A 21,072-nucleotide genomic window follows, 5' to 3' on the forward strand; every position below is an offset into this window, starting at 1 on the left:
AGATTGATCCCCTGCCCCGTTCGGCGTAACGCCGCTGTCGCAATGATCATTCACCCGCTTATTACAAAGACGGACGAGCTCGCCGCTCTGTGCGAACGCCTCGCGAAATCGGATTTCGTGACGGTCGATACCGAGTTCATGCGTGAGAACACCTATTGGCCCGAACTGTGCCTGGTCCAGATCGCCAATACGGAAGAGGCCGCCGCCGTCGATCCCAAGGCTGAAGGCCTTGATTTGTCGCCGCTCCTGGACCTGCTGACCGACAATGAGGATGTCCTCAAGGTCTTCCACGCAGGCGGGCAGGATGTGGAGATCATCTACAACTTCACCGGCCGTACGCCGCATCCGATCTTCGACACGCAGATCGCGATGATGGCGATCAGCCAGTCCGAACAGATCGGCTATTCCAACCTCGTCGAATCGTGGCAGGGCCTGACGATCGACAAGGGCGCCCGCTTTACCGACTGGTCGCGCCGCCCATTGACCGAACGCCAGATCGAATATGCCATCGGCGACGTTACCCATCTGGCCAAGATCTTCCCGAAGGTCCTGAAGCGCCTGATGAAGACGGGGCGCGGCGCCTGGCTCGATCAGGAAATGGAAAAGCTGGCCGATCCGGCCAACTACCGCAACGATCCCACCGAAGCGTGGAAGCGCATCAAGGCCGCCGGCCGCAATGCCGCCATGCTCGGCCGCCTGAAGGGCATCGCCGAATGGCGCGAGATCGAAGCGCAGGGCAAGAACATCCCGCGCGGCCGCATCGCACGTGATGAAACGCTGGCCGATATTGCCAGCCACCCGCCCAAGCAGCAGGCGGACCTCGCCAAAGTGCGTGGCCTTTCGCAGGGCTGGAAGGACAATGACATCGGCAAGCGCCTGATGAACACCATCGCCAAGTCGCAGCCGCTGACCGAAGACGAAATGCCTCCGCGCGCGCCGCGTGGCGCACCGCTGGGCAAGGAAGGTTCGCTGGTGGCGGACCTCCTCAAGCTGCTGCTGAAGATTCGCGCGCGGGAGATTGACGTGGCCGCCCGCCTGCTGGCGCGCAGCGAGGATCTGGAACTCCTCGCCGCCGGGGTCCGCAAGAACCTGCCGATTCTGGAAGGCTGGCGCTACGAAGTCTTCGGGCACGACGCGCTGGATCTTGTGGAAGGCAAGCTGGCCTTCGCGGTAGAGAACGGCAAGCTGAAGATGACCCGGGTAGAGGATGTGGAAGACGCGCCGGTCGGCGAATAATTCCCCGCTTTGAACGGATTCACGTGAAGAGGCGGAAAGAGGCGGGACAAGCCTTTTTCCGCCTCTTCGCGTTTCTGCACGAATCCCGTTGGCGCCGACATCGCCCCGACAAAGCAAACGGTTGGCGAAACAGGCCTCTTCATGCGATAGCCCGCGCGTGACCGTTTATCAGCCCACGCTCAAGCAGCTCCAGTATCTCGTCGCGCTTCACGAGCATGGCCACTTCGGCCGTGCCGCCGATGCCTGCTTCGTCTCTCAGTCCACGCTTTCGGCGGGCCTGCGCGATCTGGAGGCATTGCTGGGCGTCACGCTGGTCGAACGCACCAAGCGCGCCGTGCGCTTCACCCCGCTGGGCAACGCGGTGGTGGAGAAAGCCCACCGCATCCTGCGCGAGACGGAGGAACTGTCCGACCTCGTGCAATCCAGCGGCAAGCCCCTCTCCGGCGAAGTGCGGATGAGCGTGATCCCGACGATCGCGCCGTTCCTGCTGCCCCGGATGCTGCCTCGCTTGCGCCGCGAACGGCCGAATCTGAAGCTTTTCCTGCGCGAAGAGCCGAGCCAGGCAGCCATCGAATCGCTCCACCACGGTCGCGCGGACTGCGTGCTGCTGGCCCTGCCCTACGCGACCGGCGAAGTGGAAAAGGAAACCATCGAGCTGGACGCGTTCTTCGTCGCCTTCCCCAACGACGATCCGCGCAACCCGCCCGAAGAAGTGGGCCCCGAAATCATCGACGAGCATCGCCTGTTGCTGCTGGAAGACGGTCACTGCCTGAAGGACCACGCGCTGGCGGCCTGCAACCGGCCGGAACTGCGCGCCTCCGCCACGATGATCGGCACCAGCCTGCACACGCTGGTGCAGATGGTCGACAACGGGCTGGGGCTGACGATGCTGCCGGAAATGGCGATCGATGCGGGCATTCTCAACGGCACCAATGTGGTGGCGCGGCCGCTGATCTCCCCCCACGCCAATCGCGAGATCGCGCTGGTCTGGCGCAAGAATTCACCCCGTTCGGAAGAATTCCGACTGCTGGCGGATGAACTGCGCGCGGGCTGACAATCGGGCCACTTCACGCAGTCACACAAAACACTTCGTCATCCCCGCGACGGCGGGGATCCCGCTTGTTCTTGAAAGGTAGCGCGGAGGAAGCGGGGCCCCCGCCTTCGCGGGGGCGACGAGTGTAATGGGCCGGGCCTAACTACAAACCCCATCAGTCACTCAACCTCTGCCCCGGCGACGCAGCCCCTGCAGGGCCATGCCGACCGACGCAATCGCAATCCCCAGCATCGTCACACCAGTCCATGCCCAGTGGTGCCACACCACCGTCGCCGCGCCCGAACTGGCCGCGCCGGCCAGGAACATCGACGACATGTAGACTGTGTTGATGCGCGAACGCGCCTCGGGCCGCAGGGCATAGATGATGCTCTGGTTGGAAATCTGGCTGGCCTGGATCGCGAAATCGAGCAGCAGCACGCCCACCACCAGGCCGACGATCGATGTCCAGAAGGCAAAGACCAGCCAGGACACCAGCGTCAGCGCGCTGGCCGCCACGATCACCATGTGCGGGCCGCGACGGTCGGCGATGCGTCCGGCGATCGGCGCCGCCAGCACACCCGCCGCGCCAAGCACGCCGAACAGCCCCGCCACTTCCGAACCGAGGCCGAAGCGCGGTTCCTGCAAGTGGAGCGCCAGAATCGTCCAGAACACGCTGAACACGCCGAACTGGGTGCACTGCGTCAGCGTCGCCAGCCGCAGCGCGGGAAATTCACGCCACAGCCCCCAGAGCGAGGCCAGCAGCCCGCCATAGCCCATACCCGCCGGCTTGGGGCGGCTACGCGGCAATTGCCAGGCCATCAGCCCCGCCGTGCCCAATGCCAAAGGCACCGCCAGCCAGAACATCGCCCGCCACCCGAACTGCGCGCCGACGAAGCCCGCCAGCGTACGGCTGAGCAGGATGCCGCAAAGCAGCCCCGCCATCACCGTGCCGACGACGGCCCCGCGCTTGTCCTCCGGTGCCAGATTGGCGGAAAGCGGCACGATCTGCTGCGCGACCGAGGCAAGCAGGCCCACCACCAGCGAGGCCATCAGCACCATCCCTCCGGTCGGCGCCAAGGCTACCAATGCCAGGCCCACGGCCAGCGCCAGACACTGAAGGACGATCAGGCGCTTGCGTTCCAGCAGGTCTCCCAGCGGCACCAGCAGCAGCAGGCCCACGGCGTAACCCAGCTGCGTCGCCGTCGGCACATAGGTAATCGCTGCGCCCGGGACCTCGCGCTCCATCAGGCCCAGCATCGGCTGACCGTAGTAGATGTTGGCAACGGTCAGCCCTGCCGACGCGGCCAGCGCGAAAACCAGCGCGCGCCCGAACGCTCGCGACCTTTTCTCGCGCGGCTTCGGATTGCGGAACTGGGCGGCAAGCAGGCAGAGGGAGGCGGTAATGGGATTCATCCTTACGATTGCATCCCCCCGGATTCACGACTGCCCCTGACGCGCAAGCACGCTTGAGCCAAACGCAACAATATCACGATCGATGGAGTATTTTGCAATGTCGCGCGATTTTCGCGGCTTGGCGCCCCGAAATCCCGGCCAATCAGTCCATGTGCTTCAGGCCGACGCGCAGATAGTCCCAGCCGGTAATCAAGGTCAGCACGGCCGCACCCCACAGCGTGGTAAGGCCCACGGTGTGCGGCACGTTGACCTCCAGCGCGCCCAGATCGACATTCCACCACGGCATCGCCGCGCCGAGAATCAGCGCGCCCAGCGAGATCAGCTGGAACGTCGTCTTCCACTTGGCCAGCCGGCTGACCGGCACGGAAACCTGCAATCCACCCAGAAATTCGCGCAGCCCGGACACTGCAATCTCGCGCACCAGAATGATCAGCCCGGCGATGACATGCATGTCGCCCACGTAGGGCCCGGTCAGGATTCCCTGTGCCGTCAGCACCAGAATCACCGCTGCGACCATGATCTTGTCGGCGATCGGATCGAGGAAAACGCCTAGTTTCGACACCGTTCCGCTCGACCGGGCGAGGTACCCGTCGAAATAGTCGGTGATGCCCATCAGGCAATAGAGCCCGAAGGCCAGCGCATAGCCAAATTCCCACTTCGGCCACCACAGCAGAAAGGCCAGCAGCGGCATGGCGAAGATGCGGGAAAGCGTGAGAATATTCGGCAGAGTCAGCATCGCGTTACAGGCCATAGCCGCGATAAGCGCGTTTGAGAATGCAGGAGTGAAACTTCTGGTCCCATTCCCCGATAAGACCCAACAAAACGCCGTTCAGTTTCCGATCAGGGGTTGTGCCTGCGCCTCACAACATTAAGTGTCCCCCGCAAGAGAGAGCCGAGGCCGCCGATTTTTCCTACGACATGACAACGACGTCCCAACTCATCCGCGCGAAGCGCTTCCTGCCGCTGTTCGTGACTCAGCTGTTAGGCGCGTTCAACGACAACCTGTTCAAGAACGCCATGGTTCTTTTCGTGGTCTACGGGGTCTACAACTCCGAAGCTGCGGAAGCCCGTTTCAGTGCGCTGGCCTCCGGTATCTTCGTGATTCCCTTCTTCCTGCTTTCAGCGCTGGCCGGCCAACTTGCCGACATGCGCGACAAGGCGAAGATCATCCGCGTCATCAAGTTCTGCGAAATCCTGATCATGCTTGTGGGCGGCACGGGATTGGCGCTGGCCTGGCAGCATGTCGCGCTGCACACGCTGGCGATCCCGCTGATGCTGGTGGCGCTGTTCGCGATGGGCATCCATTCGACGTTCTTCGGCCCGATCAAGTACGCGATCCTGCCGCAGCACTTGCGCGAAGGCGAAGTGCTGTCCGGCACCGGCCTTGTCGAGGCGGGCACTTATATCGCCGTCTTGGCCGGCACGATCGTGGCGGGCTGGATCAGCGTGGACCATGCCGCGGTGCTGGTGGTGATCGTGGCTGGGATCGGCTATCTCGCCGGCCGCAAGGTTCCGCCTGCGCCGCCGATGTGCACGCCCGAACCGCTCGATTTCCATGTGTTGCGCGCCTCGATCCGCCTCGTCCGCACGACGATGAGCGACCGGCGCGTGTTCCTTGCCGTTTGCTCGATCAGCTTCTTCTGGGCGATCGGCACCGTGCTGTTCATCCAGTTCCCGCCGCTGACCAAGAACATCCTGATGGCCAGCAAGGAAGTGGCCAGCCTGTTCCTGGTGATCTTCTCGGTGGGCGTGGCGATCGGCTCCATGGCGATCAATGCCCTGCTGAAAGGCACGGTTTCGGCGCGATGGTCGCCCTTGTCGGTAATCGGCATGGGCGGCTTCCTGATCGCCTTTCAGGAAGTCTGCTCGATCTGGCCGCGGCACGATGGGCCGGAAACGCTGATGAACGTCGGCACTTTCGTCGTCCAGCCGCTGGCTATCCCGTTGCTGGGCACGCTGCTGGGAATCGCGGTTTGCGGCGGCATGTTCGTGGTGCCGCTCTACGCCTTCCTCACCACTTTCGTCGAAAAGTCCCAGACGGCACGCACGATCGCGGCGAACAACATCGTCAATTCGGGGGCGATGGTGGTGGGCGCACTGTTCACCGGCGCCATGACGTTCCTGGGCCTGCCGGTCGTGCAGCAGATGATGGTGGTGGCACTGGCCTGCGGCGCATCGGCTTGGCTGGGCTACCTGCTGTTCCGCGCGGAACAGGCCGCGCAGGCGGCATAAGGCCGGATCGCACCGCCTCCTAAGGAGGCGGGAACTCCACAATCAGGTAATGAAGACCGCGATCGCCACCAGCGAGGCGCAGTAGGCCGAAAGGAAGCCGCGCCAGTCATTGCCGGTCAGCCGCCATGTTCGGCGTGCCTCGGCATTTTCGGCCGCTTCGACGTCGGCCGGAAACGGCGCCGCGAAGGCATGAGGTGGGAGCGAGCGCCGGAACGGATGTCCGGCGGCCTCGCTGGTGAGGACGAGCGCTCGACGTTTCATGTTCATCATGGACGTGAGATTAAGATTTTGTTTACTTTCGTTCCAGCGCTCGAATTGGCACATCCCAAAACGGGACGCCCAGCCCTTTCAAACCTTTAACAACACAGGAAAACCAATGAAAAGGGCCGCCCCAATGGACGGCCCTTCACGAGGTATCGCCAGCGCTGCGCGAATACCTCACCTCTCTTTAGAGGGATCTCTTCGGAGGAAGGATCAGATCCGGTCGCCCAGGGCGCCCTTGACCTTGCCGATTCCCTGCTGAAGCTCACCCTTCTTTTCCTGCGCCTTGCCTTCGGCCTGCTGCACGGGATCGTTGCGAACCTTGCCAGCGGCCTGCTTCGCATTGCCGGCGATTTCGTTGCCGAGACCCTTGGCGGTGTCCTTGAGCTGACCCATGTCGATTCTCCTTGGTGGTGCGCGGCGGGTTGCCGCTGCGTTCACACCGGAAGAACCGGACAGGATCGCCTTCAGTTGCCGCCCCTGCGCCAAGCCGTGCTGCTGCGGCGATACGACGAGATCAGCCTTCGGCCAGCGACAGGACGTATTTCCATTCGTCTGGCGTCACCTCGGAAACCGAAAGGCGCGAATACTTGACCAGCTCCATGTCGGTCAGTTTGGGATCGGCTTTCGCTTCGGCCAGCGTGAACGGGCGCGCCAGCTTGCGCACGGGCTTCAGCTTCACCGCCGCCCATTTGCCCTCGGGATCGCTGGGATCGGTCAGGCCCGACTGGCTGATCGTGGCGATGCCGACGATCTCCTTTCCGATGTTCGAATGGTAGAAGAACGCCTCGTCCCCCACCTGCATGGCGCGCAGGTTGTTGGCGGCGCGGTGATTGCGCACGCCGTCCCAGGTGCCCTCCCCCTCTTTCACCAGGTCGTTCCAGCCATAGGCATCGGGTTCGGACTTCATCAGCCAATAGCGTTTTGCCATGTCGAGCCTTTCGAATTTCGATTTGGAACGAAAACTTCTATGGGGGCGGCATAGCGATTCAATCGGCCCAGACAACACCGGTGATTCGGCACCCTGCCGGACACTGCCCGCTGGACATTGTCCAACCCGCGTTGCGCCGATTCCTATTTGGAAGATTACGATGAACCTTGCCCAGATTCCCGTCCTCAGCCTTGAATCCGACCGCGCCGAGTTCGCCGCGCGCATCGGGGAAAGCTTCCGCACTTTCGGGTTCGCCATGGTCCGCGACCACGGCATCGACCAGGCCCTGATCGATCGCGCCTGGGCGCTGACCGAGCAGTTCTTCGCCCTGCCCGACGATGTGAAGCGCCAGTATTTCATCCCCGGCCAAGGCGGCGCGCGCGGCTACACGCCGTTCCGTACCGAAGTGGCCAAGGGCGCGAAGGAGAAGGACCTGAAGGAATTCTGGCACGTGGGCCGCGACCTGCCCGCCGGCTCGCCGCTGGCCGGTTCGATGCCGCCCAACGTTTGGCCCACGGAGATCGAAGGCTTCCAGGAAACCTTCACCGAACTCTATGCCCAGTTCGACAAGGCCGGTGCGGAGATTCTCTCCGCGATCGCGGTCGACCTTGGCCTGGACCCGCGCTGGTTCGATCCGGCAATCGACGACGGCAACTCGGTCATGCGCCTGCTGCACTATCCGCCCGTGGGCGAGGGAGCCGGCGGCGCCATCCGTGCCGGCGCGCATGAGGACATCAACCTGATCACCCTGCTGCTCGGCGCGCAGGAAGCCGGCCTGGAACTGCTGGGCAAGAACGGTGAGTGGCTGACGGTCGCCCCGCCCGAAGGCGCCGTGGTCATCAACATCGGCGACATGCTGCAGCGCCTGACCAACCACGTGCTGCCCTCCACCACGCACCGCGTCCGCAACCCCGAAGGCGAGCGCGCGGCACACAGCCGCTATTCGATGCCGTTCTTCCTGCACCTGCGCAGCGATTTCCCGTTCAAGACGCTGGAACAGTGCATCACGGACGAAAATCCGGACCGCTATCCCGACAGCATCACGGCGGACGACTATCTTCAGGAGCGCCTGCGTGAAATCGGCCTTAAGGTCTGATTTTACTTATCTTTCTTGAAATAATCAGCCCGGCGCGGAAGTCCCTACGACTTTAGTCTGATCGCGCCGGGTTGAAAAACTTAACCAAAATTTCAGCCCCGCCCGCTATCTGCCGCCAGATGGGTAGCCGTTCTGGGGGGACATATCCCGTGAAGATTGCAATGGTCGCACAGCCGGAAAACGCCGGCGATGATTTCGATGGCGACCGCCAGATCGATATCATCGCGCTTGGCATCGTTACCGCTGCGATCCTGCTCTTCGTCGCTACCGGCAGCGAAGTCGGCCCAGACGTCGTGAAGTCGCTGCTGGGGCATGGCCCCGGGCCGGACAACTTCATCCTCAACGCCTTCTTGCTGAATGTTGCGATCATCATCTTCGGCTGGAGCCGCTATCGCCAGCTTTGCGAGGAAATCCAGCTGCGCAAGAAGGCCGAGCATCAGGCCCGCCGCCTGGCCGAAACCGATCCGCTGACCGGCTTCCTCAACCGCCGCAGCTTCAACGATGCGGTGAACATGATGGTCCACGATGCCGTCGCCAGCGGCGACCGGGCCGTGACGCTGATCATGATCGACCTCGACAACTTCAAGCAGGTCAACGATTTCAACGGCCACAACACCGGCGATCGGCTGCTGCAGGAATGCGCCAAGCGCATCACCGCCTGCCTGCCGGCGCAAGCCCTCGTCAGCCGCATCGGCGGTGACGAATTCGCCGTGGCCGTGGAATTCGACCGCAATCGCCCCGATCGGATCGACGGGATCGCCGCCTCGCTGGTGGAAGCCATTGCCCAGAGCGCGACGATCAACACCATCAGCATCGAGGTTACCGCCTCGATCGGCCTCGCCCGCAGCGACAGTCATGCCAAGAACGGCACGCCGCCGGATGCCCGCGCGCTGCTGGAGATGGCGGACATCGCCATGTACCATTCCAAGCGTCAGGGCCGGAACAGCTACTTCTGGTTCGAAGCGCCGATGGCGGACGAGATGCGCTTCCGCAACGAGCTGGAATACGGCATCCGCAAGGGCATCGCACGTGGTGAGTTCGTGCCGTTCTATGAACAGCAGATCGACCTCCAGACCGGCGAACTGACCGGCTTCGAAATGCTGGCCCGCTGGGATTCGCCCCAGTTCGGCATCGTCTCGCCCGACATCTTCATCCCCATTGCCGAGGAAATCGGCGTGATCGCCGAACTGTCGGAAAGCGTGATCGGGCAGGCACTCGAAGACGCCAAGGGCTGGGATTCGAAACTGACGCTGGCCGTCAACATCTCGCCCGTGCAGCTTCGCGATCCGTGGTTCGCGCAAAAGCTGCTCAAGCTGCTGCTGGAAGCCAGCTTCCCGCCGCATCGGCTGGAGATCGAGATCACCGAATCGTGCCTGCACCAGAACATGGCGCAAGTCCGATCGCTGATCACCAGCCTGAAGAACCAGGGCATCACCATCAGCCTCGACGATTTCGGCACCGGCTACAGCTCGCTGGCGCAGCTGCGCAGCCTGCCGTTCGACCGCATCAAGATCGACCGCTCGTTCGTTTCCAGCATTGCCGAGAACAAGGACAGCGCAGCCATCGTCCACGCCATCGCCATGCTGGGCAAGGGCATGGATCTGCCGATCACCGCCGAAGGCATCGAGACCGGCGACGTGCTGGAACAGTTGCTGAAGTACGACAAGATCAAGGGCCAGGGCTATCTCTACGGCCGCCCGCGCCCGGCCGGCGAACTGACCGAATGGCTGGGCAAAATCGGCATCGTCGCCAGTGGCGACGTGGCAGAGGAAGTGCTTTCCATCACGCAGCGCGGTGAACCCAAGGCCAGCCACGGCTGATCTGCCATCGTTGACGGCCTGACCTCTGCGGATCACACTAACCAACTTCGCCAAATTTCAACTCGTCGCCCCCGCGAAGGCGGGGGCCCCGCTTTCTTCTGCAAGGTTGGAAGAACACGCGGGATCCATTCGGGAGGATGACGGGACAAGAAGCCAATTACGTCCCGCCCCGAGCAAGCCGAGCCCGCCATCGCTCTGGACCTTGGCCTTGCGAACGCATACATCGCGCCCATGCGGATCGAATTCACCAAGATGCACGGGTTGGGCAACGATTTCGTCGTGCTCGACGGACGCACCGGCGCACTGCCGCCGATGGATGCGGCGCTCGCGGCCGCGCTGGCGGATCGTCACACCGGCATCGGCTGCGATCAGCTGATCGTGCTGGCCCCGTCCGATCTGGGCGATTTCCAGATGCTGATCTTCAATTCCGACGGCAGCCAGGTGGAAGCCTGCGGCAATGCCACGCGCGCCGTAGGCCTGCTGCATGGCCGCCCCGCCACGATCGAGACGCTGGGCGGGCTGCTTTCCACCACGCCGACCGACACCGGCATTTCGGTGGAAATGGGCAAGCCGCGCTTCGGCTGGCAGCAAATCCCGCTCGGCTACGCGATGGACACGCACGCCATGCCCGTCGCCTGGGAGGAACTGGTCAATCCCATCGCGGTCAACGTCGGCAATCCGCACGCCATCTTCTTCGTGGACGATCCTTACCAGATCGACATGGTTCGCCTTGGCCCGCTGGTGGAGAACGATCCGATTTTCCCCGAGCGCGTGAACGTGAACGTTGCCGCCGTTACCGCGCGCGATGCGATCACGCTGCGCGTTTGGGAACGCGGCGCCGGCCTCACCCGGGCCTGCGGCACCGGTGCCTGCGCCACCGCCATCGGCGCCATGAAGCGTGGGCTTGTCGACCGCAAGGTCACCGTCACCCTCCCCGGCGGCCCGCTGGTGATCGAATGGCGCGACGATGACGTGATCGTGATGACCGGCCCTGCCACCGAATCGTTCCGCGGTTCGTTCGACATGGCGGACTATCGCGATCCGGCCAGAGACATGCCTGACAAGGTCGACGCTTGACCGTAGACGTCCATTCGCTCGGCTGCCGCCTCAATATCTCCGAAAGCGAAACCCTGCGCGGCCTGCTGGGCGGCGCGGAAAACCTTGTGGTGGTCAATTCCTGCGCGGTGACGGCAGAGGCCGTGCGCCAGACCCGGCAGGCCATCCGCCGCGCCCGCAAGGAACGGCCCGACGCACGCCTGATCGTCACCGGCTGCGCCGCCGAAGTGGAGCGCGCGATGCTGGCCGCGATGCCTGAAGTGGACGGCATCGTGGCGAACACCGCCAAGCTGGATCCACGCGCCTGGAATGTGCCTGCCGCGCCGAAGCCACCCGAACATCGCGCCTATACGCGCGGTTTCGTGCAAGTGCAGAACGGCTGCGACCATGCCTGCACCTTCTGCGTGATCCCGCAAGGACGCGGCCCCAGTCGATCGCGCACGGTGCCCGAGGTGCTGGCGGACATCGCCATCCATGCGGACAAGGGCGTGCAGGAAGTGGTGCTTACCGGCGTGGACCTCACCTCTTGGGGCGGTGATCTTGATGCCGCCCCGCGACTTGGCACGCTCTGCGAGGCGATCCTCGCGCGCTTCCCGGCCCTGCCCCGCCTGCGCCTCTCCTCCATCGACGGCGCGGAAGTGGATGAGGCATTGTTCGACCTGTTGGCCCGCGAAGCGCGCCTGATGCCTCATGTCCACCTCTCACTCCAACATGGCGACGACCTGATCCTCAAGCGCATGAAGCGCCGCCACAGCCGCGCCGATGCGGTACGACTGGTGAGCGACCTGAAGGCGCGTCGGGCCGAAATCGCCGTGGGTGCAGACCTCATCGCCGGCTTTCCCACCGAAAGCGAAGAGGCCCACGCGGCCAACCTCTCCATCGTGCGCGAACTGGATGTGGTCCACGGCCACGTCTTCCCCTATTCGCCGCGCCTCGGCACGCCCGCCGCGCGGATGCCGGCAGTGGACGGCCCGACGATCCGGCGCCGCGCCGCTGAATTGCGGGATGCGATTGCCGAAACCCGCGCCCGCTGGCTTGCCGGCCTGGTCGGCCAGCCGCTATCGGTGCTTGCCGAAAGGGGCGGCACCGGCCATGCGCAGAACTACGCGAAAGTCCGCGTGCCCGAGTCTGTTCCGGCCGGCACGCTGGTCCGCGTCACGCCCGCAAGGGTAGTCGAAGGAATACTGGAAGCATGAGTACCGACGGCCAGAACCCTGAAACAGTGGGGGCTGAACGCGACTGGTCCGACCGCCTGTTCGGCGGCTTTCGCAAGACCACCGAACGCCTGAGCGAGAACCTGTCCGGCATCGTCGGCAAGTCCACGCTGGAAGAAGCGCAGCTCGACGATATCGAGGATGCGCTGATCATGTCGGACCTTGGCCCCCGTGCCGCTGCCCGCATCCGCGCACGCCTTGCCAACGAACGCTTCGATCGCGACGCCGATGAACGCGCGATCATGGAAGTGGTCGCCCGCGAGATCGCCGAAATCCTGCGCCCGGTGGCCAAGCCGCTCGACGTCGTGGCGTTCCCCCGTCCGCAGGTCATCCTCGTGATCGGCGTCAACGGTTCGGGCAAGACGACGACCATCGCCAAGCTGGCGCACCTGTTCCAGGAGCAGGACTATTCGGTGATGCTGGCAGCCGGTGACACCTTCCGCGCGGCCGCGATCGGCCAGCTCGGCGTCTGGGCGGATCGTCTGGGCATTCCGCTGATCAAGGGGCCCGAGGGCGGCGATCCGGCCTCGATCGTGTTCGATGCGGTCAAGGCCGCCACCGAACAGGGCATCGACGCGCTGATCGTGGACACCGCCGGCCGCCTGCAGAACAAGCGCGAACTGATGGACGAACTGTCCAAGATCCGCCGCGTACTCGGCCGCCTCAATCCCGAAGCGCCGCATGATGTCGTGCTGGTTCTGGACGCCACCAATGGCCAGAACGCGATCTCGCAGATCGAGATCTTCAAGGAAGTGGCAGGCGTCTCGGGCCTGATCATGACCAAGCTGGACGGCACCGCGCGCGGCGGGGTGCTGGTTGCCGCGGCAGAGCAGTACGGCCTGCCCATCCATGCCATCGGCGTGGGTGAGAAGATCGACGACTTGCGCCCCTTCAACCCGGACCTGCTGGCCCGCGTGATCGCGGGGATCGCCTGATGAACACCGAAACCACTTCCGCCGAGAAGCCCAAATCGAGCTGGGTCAACCTGGTCGTCGATTTCGGGCCGCTGCTGGTCTTCTTCCTTGCCTACAGGCACTTCTCGCCGGCGGGCGAAGGCAATCCGCTGGCGACGGTGGCCGCGGTGATCAAGGGCACGATCGCCTTCATGATCGCCACTGTCTTCGCCCTTGGCCTGTCCAAATGGCGGCTGGGCCATATCTCGCCGATGCTGTGGCTGACCACGGTGCTGATCGTCGGCTTCGGCGCGCTCACGGTGATCTTCCACGATGCCTTCTGGATCCAGATCAAGCCCACCGCCGTCTACCTGATGTTCGCGGGCGTGCTGTTCTTCGGACTGATGCGCGGCAAGCCGATGCTGAAATACCTGCTCCAGTCGGCCTTCGAAGGGCTGAGCGACGAAGGCTGGCTGAAGCTGTCGCGCAACTGGGCGTGGTTCTTCCTGTTCCTGGCCGCGCTGAACACGTTGCTGGTCTTCACCGTCAGCTTCGACGCATGGCTTCAGGCCAAGCTCTGGGGCTTCACCATCCTGTCCTTCGTCTTCACCTTCTCGCAGCTGCCCATGGTGCTGAAGCACGGCATGGGAGAGGCCTGGAAGGAAGAAGTGATCGAGAACCCGCCGCACGATTGAGCGGCGGGCCTCCCGATCTTCAGCCCACCGATCGGCAATCCTTCAGCAACAGGATGTGGTCGGTGGCGCTGAACTTGTCGAACTGTCCGCTCATCTTGATGCTCTTGCCGGGCTTCAGCTGAAGCGTGAAAGCAGCCTGCCCCTTGGCCATGACGCAGGCGATATCCGTCTTGAAGGCAGCCTGCCCTGGCAGGCGCAGCGCCTGCTCATAAGGCTGCGGGATCTTGTAGGTGACGATGTAGTCACCCCGATCCTTTGCAATCTCCCCCACCATGCCCTTGATAACGAAGGTCTTGCCCTCGTAGCGTAGCGGGATCGCGGCCGCGTTGCGCTCGGTATCCTTCGATATCTGCTGCGAGAGTGACAATGCATCCATCTCCAGCGGCGGCGCGGTGCTCACCGCCTTCATGCCGCTCGATGCCGCCGCAAGGCCCGCCTTGCCGCCCTTGAGGCTGCCCAGCATCTCGCACATTTCCGCCTTGGCGGCATCGGCCGGAACCGTCTGCCCACCGCGAAGCTTCGCATCCATCAGGACCGTGCCCTGCCCGCCGCTGTTCGTTGCGGTGATGGTAATCGGAAAGGCGCGCGCCTTGCCGGTCTGCGGCTGCTCGATAAGCATGGAGCCATCCTCCGGCTCCGCCACGATAATGTCGTACCCCTTGGCGGCAACGATGCCGCGCATCTGACCTATCGCGCTGGCGGGCGTCAGATCGGGAACGGTAACGCTTGCCGTGAAGCGCATCCCACTGAGGATCGAGCCGGTCTTCGCGAACGTCTCGTCGCAACTTGCCGCATGGGCCATCGACGGAAAAGCAAAGGCCGCACCGGCGACCAGTAAACCAAAGCGCATACACCCCCTCGCACCTGAGAAGTAAAGTTGCGCTTTATCAAACCTATATGCATTAAAAATATGACAATTCCCGTCAGCCGGCCGGTCGCGACCGCCATGCTGACAGGATGCCGAATCAGATTTCCAGCTGGCTGCCCAGTTCCACCACGCGATTGGTCGGCAGGCGGAAGAACTCCATCGCGCTGGCCGCATTGCGCATCATCCACGCGAACAGCTTTTCGCGCCAGATCGCCATGCCGGGCTTGGCCGAAGGAACCAGCGTCTGGCGCGAGAGGAAGAAGCTGGTCTTCATCATCTCGAACGGTCCACCGCAAACCTCGTAATGAGCCAAAGCCGCGGGAACATCGGTCTCTTCCATGAAGCCGTAGCGCAGCGTCATGCGGTAGAAGCCCTGCCCAAGGTCGGTCATCGAATAGCGCTCTGCCGGCTCCACATAGGGCACATCCTGCACTTCGACCGTCAACACCACCACACGCTCATGCAGCACCTTGTTGTGCTTGATGTTGTGCAGCAGCGCCGAAGGCACGCCGGCATTGGTAGAGGCCATGAAGATCGCCGTGCCCGGCACCCGCGCGGCGGACCCGTGTGCGCTCTTGGCGAAGACGTTCAGCGGCAGAGCAGCTTCCGTCATGCGTTCGCGCATGAGGCGGCGGCCCTTGTTCCATGTCGTCAACAAGGTGAAGGCAATGCCGCCGATCATCAGCGGGAACCAGCCGCCATCCTTGATCTTGGTGGCATTGGCCGCGAAGTAGGCGCCGTCCACCACGAAGAAGGTGACGATTACAGGGATCGCCTGCCACGGCTTCCACTTCCACAGCACGAACAGCAGCACCGTCATCAAGCAGGTGTCGATCAACATCGCCCCCGTCACCGCGATGCCGTAGGCCGAGGCGAGGTTGGACGAGTTCTGGAACACCAGAACCAGCACGATCACGCCGGTCATCAGCGCCCAGTTCACGAACGGGATGTAGATCTGGCCGACTTCGTGCTCGCTGGTGTGGCGGGTCGAAAGGCGGGGGATGAAGCCCAGCTGCATCGCCTGGTGGGTGATCGAGAATGCGCCGGAGATCACCGCCTGGCTGGCGATGAAGGTGGCGCAGGTCGCCAGGATCACCAGCGGCAGACGCAGGCTTTCGGGGGCGAGGTGGAAGAACGGGTTCTCCATCGCCTCTGCCGCCGCCGCATCGTCCAGGCCAAGGATCATCGCCGCCTGGCCGAAATAGTTGATCAGCAGGCACGGCATCACGAACCCGAACCACGAAAGGCGCAGCGGACCACGGCCGAAGTGGCCCATGTCCGAATAGAGCGCCTCCGCCCCGGTAACCGCCAGCACCACCGAGCCGAGCGCCAGGAAGCCCAGCATCTTGTCGGTCATGAAGAACTGGATCGCGTACCATGGGTTCAGCGCCACCAGCACGTGCGGCATCTGCACCAGATGATAGATGCCCAGCACCGCCAGCACGGTGAAATAGGTCACCATCACCGGCGCGAACACCGCGCCGACTTTGGCGGTGCCGCTCTTCTGGATCATGAACAGTGCCACCAGCAGCACCAGCGCGATCGGCAGGACCAGCGGCGACAGGCGCGATTCGACGACGGTCAGACCCTCCACCGCCGAAAGCACCGAAACGGCCGGCGTGATCATCGAATCGCCGTAGAACAGCGATGTGGCGAAGACGCCCAGCAGCACGACCAGCGGGCCATAACGCGACTTGCGGATTGCGCCCGAAATCAGCGCGACGAGGGCAAGGCTGCCGCCCTGCCCCTTGTTGTCCGCCCGCATCAGGATGCCGACGTACTGGACCGAGACGACCAGCGTCATCGACCAGAAGATCAGGCTGACCACGCCAAGCACATGCAACTCGTCGATCGCCAGCGGATGCGGGCCGACGAAGGTTTCGCGGAAAGCGTAAAGCGGGCTGGTGCCGATATCGCCGAAAACGACACCGACGGCGCCCAGCGCCAGCTTCGTGATATTACCGGACCCATGCCCCCCGACAGGCGTTTTCCGGCCTGTGGCCGGATCGATCACTGTCGGGACCTCAGCGGTATCCGAACTTGCATCACTCATTCCAGCGCCCCGTAATGGCCTTGTCGGATCATGTTTTCATGCCGCGACAAGCGCCCGCCGTTAGCAGCATGGCTTGGGGCAGGCAACGATACTTAGTGGGTGGATGATCGCGTTGACAGCGCTGTCCCCAAATCTGTCAGGGGCGGGAACAGGGTTATTGCCCCGGGGCGGCAGGTGCACCGCCTTGCGTGGCGATGAAGGCATCCAGCCGGCCGATCTGCTGTTCCAGCACGGGCCGCCAACGGGCGTCCTTCGGTGCTCGGGCCAACAGCTTCGCCCAGATTGCCCGCCCTTCGGAAAGCTGGCCCGACTGCGCCAGCGCCAGGCCCATGAAGAACGGCGGCCCGGCCGCGGTCGGATCGGAACGTTCCGCACGGCGATAGGCATATGCGGCTGCCGGCGTCAGTTGCCCCTCCGCATGGGCCACCAGCGCATTGCCCAGCGAAAGCCATGCGTCCGAGCGATAGGCGCGGATATCGGGATCGTTCGAGGGTTCGGCCGGCTCGTTCTCCACCGTTCCGCGCAGCACCTCAGCGGCATCGGCATATTCGCCGTGCCGGGCCAGCCCATCGGCGATCACCACCCAGCGATCGCTCGGCGGGATGCCGCTCTCGCTGAAAGTGGCGCGCGCCTGTGCGAAGAATTCGCCCATCTCGCCCGAACGGCCCTGCTCCGCATCCTTAGGCGCGCCGGGCTGCGCCGGGCTGCCTTGGGCCGCGTAACCGGCAATGCCCAACACCAGCGCGGCGGCAACCGCCTCTCGCCCGCCTTTCGGCGCCTTGAACACGAAGACCACCAGCGCGAAGGCGATGAGGGCCAGAACGATCACGAAAACCCAGGTCATACCTGCCCTCCCCGCCGGAAACGCTTGCGCAGCAGCAGGAACGCCAGCGCCAGCAGCGCCAGCGGCACCGCGAAGAGCGGCCATGTGAGCGAGGTCACCCGCGGGGCATAGCTGACGTAATCGCCATAGCGTTCGACCAGCCAACCGCGAATCGCCTCGGGCTCCTCTCCCGCGGCGATGCGTTCGCGCACCAGGCTGCGCATCGAACCGGCGATCGGCGCGTCCGAATCGGCGATCGACTGGCCCTGGCACTGCAGACAGCGCAGCGTTTCCATCAACGCCTGCGCCTTCTGCTCCTTGGCCGGATCGTCGAGTTGACGGTAGGCGTAGGGCGCGGTGGATTGCTCCTCCTGCGCCCCTGCAGGACCGATCGCCCACAGCCCGAGCATGGCGAGCAGCGCGACGAGACAGGCTCTCACCGACCCTTTCATTGGGCGGCCTCTGCCAGCTTTTCGAGGATCATCGGCACCTGATCGGCACGGATTTCGCCGATGTGCTGGTAGCGAATCACGCCCTTGCCATCGATCACATAGGTTTCCGGCACGCCCGAGGAGCCAAGCGCGAGCTGGACCTTGCCGTCATCGTCAGCCCCGATCCGGCGATAGGGATCGCCATTGATCTTCAGGAAAGCCTGAAGATCCTCCGTCTTGTCGCGCACCGAAATGCCTTCGATGGGCACGCCGGCCTTGGCCAGCACCCCAAGCTGCGGCGCTTCCACGCCGCAGGGGATGCACCAGGAGGCGAAGATATTCACCAGATGCGGTTTGCCGTCGGCAAAGGCCTTGCTCTCCAGACCGGGGCGGCCGGGCAAGGCCGGCGGCAGGTTGAACGCCGGCATCGGCTTGCCGATCAGGGTGCTGGCCACATTGGTATCGGCGGGGTTGCGAAGCTGCACCGTCACCAGCACCACGAAGGCGGCAAACAGCACCAGCGGCAGCCAGATTGCCCAGCGCGGCGCCCTGACGGCGCTTTCGGGAGACGTATCGGTGCTCACGCGTGCCTTCCTGACCTGCCCTGCCGTTCGCGGCGGTATTCGATCTTGTCCTTGGCGATGATGCGGCGCAGGTCCGTGGCAACGCGGCCGATCAGCGCCAGCAGACCACCCAGCGCAATCATCAGCCCGCCCAGCCAGATCAACGGAACGAAGGGCTTCCACCACAGCCGAAGTTGCCAACGCCCCCCCTCGGCCTCTCCACCCAGCACGGTGTAAAGCTGGCCGTTCCAACGCGTGAGCAGCGCCGATTCGCTGGTCTGTTGCGGCGGCGCCCAGAAGCTGCGCGATTGCGGGGATAGCTGAATGACGTGGCCAGTGTCGCCATAACGGACGAGCAGCCGTGCTTCCAATGCGGTCCAGTTCGGACCGGCGACCGGGACGACAGCGTCCAGCTTGATCTGCCAGGGGCCAACCTCGGTCGCCTCACCGGGGCGGATCGCCACCAGCTTCTCGACCGAAAAAGCGCTCTCACAGCTCATGCCCAGCAGTGAGACGGCAATGCCGCAATGCGCGATCACCATGCCCCAGATCGGCAGCGGCGTACGGCGCAAATTGCGGCCCTTGAGCGGCAGCACGCTCGCCCAGAGCAGACCAAGGCCCAGCGCGAGGCCGATCGTCGGCAGCAGCGCCGTGCCGCCCAGCATGATCATCAGTATCACGCCGACGACCGCCAGCATGGCCGGGATCACCAGTGCCTTGCCCACGCGGCCGAAGCTGTCACGCCTCCAGCGCAGCAACGGGCCAACGGCCAGAACCAGCAGCATCGGCACCGCGAACAGCGCGCTCATCGGGTTGAAGTAGGGCGGGCCCACGGAAACCTTGGCCCCCATCGCCTCCGCCAGCAACGGATAGAGGGTGCCGAACAGCACGATGCCCAGAATGGCGGAGAGCATGACATTGTTGAACACCAACGCGCCTTCGCGGCTGGTGACGGCAAAGCGCTTGCCCTCGCTCACGGTCGCCGCGCGCAGGCCGAACAGGGTGAGCGCGCCGCCGATGTTGATCGCCAGCAGCGCCAAGATGAATGTGCCGCGCTCCGGGTCCACCGCGAAGGCATGGACGCTGGTGAGAATGCCGGAGCGGACGAGGAAGGTGCCGATCATCGACATGGAGAATGCCACCACGCCCAACATCACCGTCCACGTCCGCAGCGCATCGCGCGACGCCAGCACGCTGACCGAATGGAGCAATGCCGTCGCCGCCAACCACGGCATCAGCGAGGCGTTCTCCACCGGATCCCAGAACCACCAACCGCCCCAGCCCAACTCGTAATAGGCCCAGTAGGAACCGGCGGTGATGCCGATCGTCAGGAATATCCAAGCGCCCAACACCCAGGGCCGCATCGCCTTGGCGAAAGCAGGGCCGACTTCACGCGTCACCAACGCGCCGATCGCGAAGCTGAAGGCCACCGACAGGCCGACATAGCCAAGGTAAAGCGTGGGCGGATGAAAGGCGAGGCCAAGGTCCTGCAGCAGCGGGTTGAGGCCATTGCCCTCCTGCGGGACGGGCGAGAGACGCTCGAACGGATTGGAGGCGATCAGCAGGAACGCATAGAAGCCAAGGCTGACGAAAGCCTGCCCCGCCAGCGTCGCCAGCATCGTCGGTTCCGGCAGGCGGCGCTCGATCCGCGCCACAAGCCCGCCGGCCAGCCCCATCACCGTGACCCACAGCAGCATGGAGCCTTCATGATTGCCCCAGGCCCCGGCGATCCGGAAGATCAGCGGCTTCATCGAATGCGAATTCATCGCCACCAGCTTCACCGAAAGATCGGTGACGGCAAAAAGGTAGATCAGCGTCAGGAACGCGAACAGCGCCAGCAGCCCCTGCACCACCGCCACCGGCCGCACGATGCCCGCCAGCGATGCACCGCGGGGCGTCAGCGCCAGTGCGCCCGCCACCAGTTGCAGTGCGGCCAGAGCGGCCGCCAGCCAAAGCGCGGCAAGTCCCAGTTCCGCGATCATTGCGTTTCGCGCATCACTTGCTGGGCCTGTTCCTTGCTCATGTCCTGCATCTCGCGCGGGACGTAATTCTCATCATGCTTGGCAAGCAGATTGTCGGCCACGAAAGTACCGTCGACCCCCATGTGCCCTTCGGCAACCACACCCGACCCCTCCACGAAAAGGGAGGGGACTATGCCCTTGAAGGTCACCGGCACGCGGGCCTTGCCGTCGCCCACGACGAAGGCGATGGTGACGCCATCCGCCTCGGTACGCAGCGATCCGCGCTCCACCATGCCACCAAGGCGCACGCCCCGGTCCGCTTCGGGCGGGTTCGCCACAATCTCGCTCGGCACGTAGAAATAGCTGGCCTGATTGCGCAGAGCCCAGGCCGCCAGCAGCGCGGCTGCGATCAGCACCGCCAGCGCGATGGCCAGCAGCACGAGTCGCTGGTGCTTGGCCTTGATCGCCGTTCCGCCCCCAATGCTCGCCATGA

The 21,072-nt window shown here is 64.1% G+C and carries 21 protein-coding genes; 9 read left to right on the plus strand and 12 right to left on the minus strand.

Annotated features, from left to right (window positions below; genetic code table 11):
* The first annotated feature begins 42 nt into the window (after nucleotides 1–42).
* Together rnd and WBP06_RS09790 are read left to right on the plus strand one after the other, a co-directional pair.
* Complete coding sequence (gene rnd, locus WBP06_RS09785; RefSeq protein ID WP_395327022.1) at nucleotides 43–1,236, plus strand: ribonuclease D; 1,194 nt, start codon at nucleotides 43–45, stop codon at nucleotides 1,234–1,236.
* A gap of 157 nt (nucleotides 1,237–1,393) precedes the next feature.
* The gene (locus WBP06_RS09790; protein WP_395327024.1) at nucleotides 1,394–2,290 is read left to right on the plus strand and encodes a hydrogen peroxide-inducible genes activator; all 897 of its coding nucleotides are present in this window, start codon (nucleotides 1,394–1,396) and stop codon (nucleotides 2,288–2,290) included.
* A gap of 162 nt (nucleotides 2,291–2,452) precedes the next feature.
* Here the strand turns inward: WBP06_RS09790 and WBP06_RS09795 are convergent, their stop codons facing one another.
* Both WBP06_RS09795 and pgsA read right to left on the minus strand, forming a co-directional pair.
* A complete protein-coding gene (locus WBP06_RS09795; protein WP_395327026.1) occupies nucleotides 2,453–3,682 on the minus strand; it encodes an MFS transporter in 1,230 nt (409 codons plus the stop codon).
* A gap of 142 nt (nucleotides 3,683–3,824) precedes the next feature.
* Nucleotides 3,825–4,418, minus strand: a complete 594-nt coding sequence (gene pgsA, locus WBP06_RS09800; protein ID WP_395327028.1) for a CDP-diacylglycerol--glycerol-3-phosphate 3-phosphatidyltransferase — start codon at nucleotides 4,416–4,418, stop codon at nucleotides 3,825–3,827.
* 182 nt (nucleotides 4,419–4,600) lie between these two features.
* Between pgsA and WBP06_RS09805 the strand changes: the two genes are divergently transcribed.
* The gene (locus tag WBP06_RS09805; protein WP_395327030.1) at nucleotides 4,601–5,914 is read left to right on the plus strand and encodes an MFS transporter; all 1,314 of its coding nucleotides are present in this window, start codon (nucleotides 4,601–4,603) and stop codon (nucleotides 5,912–5,914) included.
* Nucleotides 5,915–5,956: 42 nt separating this feature from the next.
* Here WBP06_RS09805 and WBP06_RS09810 read toward each other — a convergent pair whose 3' ends face one another.
* The 3 genes from WBP06_RS09810 to WBP06_RS09820 all read right to left on the minus strand — a co-directional run bounded on the left by WBP06_RS09810 (nucleotide 5,957) and on the right by WBP06_RS09820 (nucleotide 7,106).
* Nucleotides 5,957–6,175, minus strand: a complete 219-nt coding sequence (locus WBP06_RS09810; RefSeq protein ID WP_395327032.1) for a hypothetical protein — start codon at nucleotides 6,173–6,175, stop codon at nucleotides 5,957–5,959.
* 213 nt (nucleotides 6,176–6,388) lie between these two features.
* Complete coding sequence (locus WBP06_RS09815; protein ID WP_395334112.1) at nucleotides 6,389–6,571, minus strand: CsbD family protein; 183 nt, start codon at nucleotides 6,569–6,571, stop codon at nucleotides 6,389–6,391.
* A gap of 121 nt (nucleotides 6,572–6,692) precedes the next feature.
* On the minus strand, nucleotides 6,693–7,106 hold the full coding sequence (locus tag WBP06_RS09820; RefSeq protein ID WP_395327034.1) for an EVE domain-containing protein: 414 nt from the start codon (nucleotides 7,104–7,106) through the stop codon (nucleotides 6,693–6,695).
* Nucleotides 7,107–7,266: 160 nt separating this feature from the next.
* Here WBP06_RS09820 and WBP06_RS09825 point away from each other — a divergent pair, with 160 nt between their 5' ends.
* From WBP06_RS09825 to WBP06_RS09850, 6 genes are all read left to right on the plus strand, one after another.
* Nucleotides 7,267–8,202, plus strand: coding sequence for an isopenicillin N synthase family dioxygenase (locus WBP06_RS09825; protein WP_395327036.1), 936 nt, complete (start codon nucleotides 7,267–7,269; stop codon nucleotides 8,200–8,202).
* Nucleotides 8,203–8,351: 149 nt separating this feature from the next.
* Nucleotides 8,352–10,022, plus strand: coding sequence for a putative bifunctional diguanylate cyclase/phosphodiesterase (locus tag WBP06_RS09830; protein WP_395327038.1), 1,671 nt, complete (start codon nucleotides 8,352–8,354; stop codon nucleotides 10,020–10,022).
* 231 nt (nucleotides 10,023–10,253) lie between these two features.
* Entirely contained in the window at nucleotides 10,254–11,099 is an 846-nt protein-coding gene (gene dapF, locus WBP06_RS09835) for a diaminopimelate epimerase (protein WP_395327040.1), read from the plus strand.
* Nucleotides 11,096–12,274, plus strand: a complete 1,179-nt coding sequence (locus tag WBP06_RS09840; protein ID WP_395327042.1) for a MiaB/RimO family radical SAM methylthiotransferase — start codon at nucleotides 11,096–11,098, stop codon at nucleotides 12,272–12,274. Before dapF ends, WBP06_RS09840 begins: the two co-directional genes overlap by 4 nt.
* Nucleotides 12,271–13,227 (plus strand): signal recognition particle-docking protein FtsY, encoded by a 957-nt coding sequence (gene ftsY, locus WBP06_RS09845; RefSeq protein WP_395327044.1) that lies wholly within the window; start codon nucleotides 12,271–12,273, stop codon nucleotides 13,225–13,227. Before WBP06_RS09840 ends, ftsY begins: the two co-directional genes overlap by 4 nt.
* On the plus strand, nucleotides 13,227–13,880 hold the full coding sequence (locus WBP06_RS09850) for an inner membrane-spanning protein YciB (protein ID WP_395327045.1): 654 nt from the start codon (nucleotides 13,227–13,229) through the stop codon (nucleotides 13,878–13,880). Before ftsY ends, WBP06_RS09850 begins: the two co-directional genes overlap by 1 nt.
* Before the next feature lie 19 nt (nucleotides 13,881–13,899).
* On the opposite strand, the gene WBP06_RS09855 is transcribed toward WBP06_RS09850, so the two are convergent.
* From WBP06_RS09855 to ccmE, 7 genes are all read right to left on the minus strand, one after another.
* On the minus strand, nucleotides 13,900–14,730 hold the full coding sequence (locus WBP06_RS09855) for a hypothetical protein (RefSeq protein ID WP_395327047.1): 831 nt from the start codon (nucleotides 14,728–14,730) through the stop codon (nucleotides 13,900–13,902).
* A gap of 115 nt (nucleotides 14,731–14,845) precedes the next feature.
* Complete coding sequence (locus WBP06_RS09860; RefSeq protein ID WP_395327049.1) at nucleotides 14,846–16,801, minus strand: potassium transporter Kup; 1,956 nt, start codon at nucleotides 16,799–16,801, stop codon at nucleotides 14,846–14,848.
* Between the two features lie 154 nt (nucleotides 16,802–16,955).
* Entirely contained in the window at nucleotides 16,956–17,645 is a 690-nt protein-coding gene (locus tag WBP06_RS09865; protein WP_395327051.1) for a tetratricopeptide repeat protein, read from the minus strand.
* Nucleotides 17,642–18,034, minus strand: a complete 393-nt coding sequence (locus WBP06_RS09870) for a cytochrome c-type biogenesis protein CcmH (protein WP_395334114.1) — start codon at nucleotides 18,032–18,034, stop codon at nucleotides 17,642–17,644. The genes WBP06_RS09865 and WBP06_RS09870 overlap by 4 nt, the downstream gene beginning before the upstream one ends.
* Before the next feature lie 38 nt (nucleotides 18,035–18,072).
* Nucleotides 18,073–18,639, minus strand: coding sequence for a DsbE family thiol:disulfide interchange protein (locus WBP06_RS09875; RefSeq protein WP_395327053.1), 567 nt, complete (start codon nucleotides 18,637–18,639; stop codon nucleotides 18,073–18,075).
* The gene (locus WBP06_RS09880; protein ID WP_395327055.1) at nucleotides 18,636–20,600 is read right to left on the minus strand and encodes a heme lyase CcmF/NrfE family subunit; all 1,965 of its coding nucleotides are present in this window, start codon (nucleotides 20,598–20,600) and stop codon (nucleotides 18,636–18,638) included. The genes WBP06_RS09875 and WBP06_RS09880 overlap by 4 nt, the downstream gene beginning before the upstream one ends.
* Entirely contained in the window at nucleotides 20,597–21,070 is a 474-nt protein-coding gene (ccmE, locus tag WBP06_RS09885; protein ID WP_395327056.1) for a cytochrome c maturation protein CcmE, read from the minus strand. The genes WBP06_RS09880 and ccmE overlap by 4 nt, the downstream gene beginning before the upstream one ends.
* Nucleotides 21,071–21,072 lie beyond the last annotated feature (2 nt).

The sequence above is a fragment of the Novosphingobium mississippiense genome (assembly GCF_044029535.1).
GTDB lineage: Bacteria > Pseudomonadota > Alphaproteobacteria > Sphingomonadales > Sphingomonadaceae > Novosphingobium.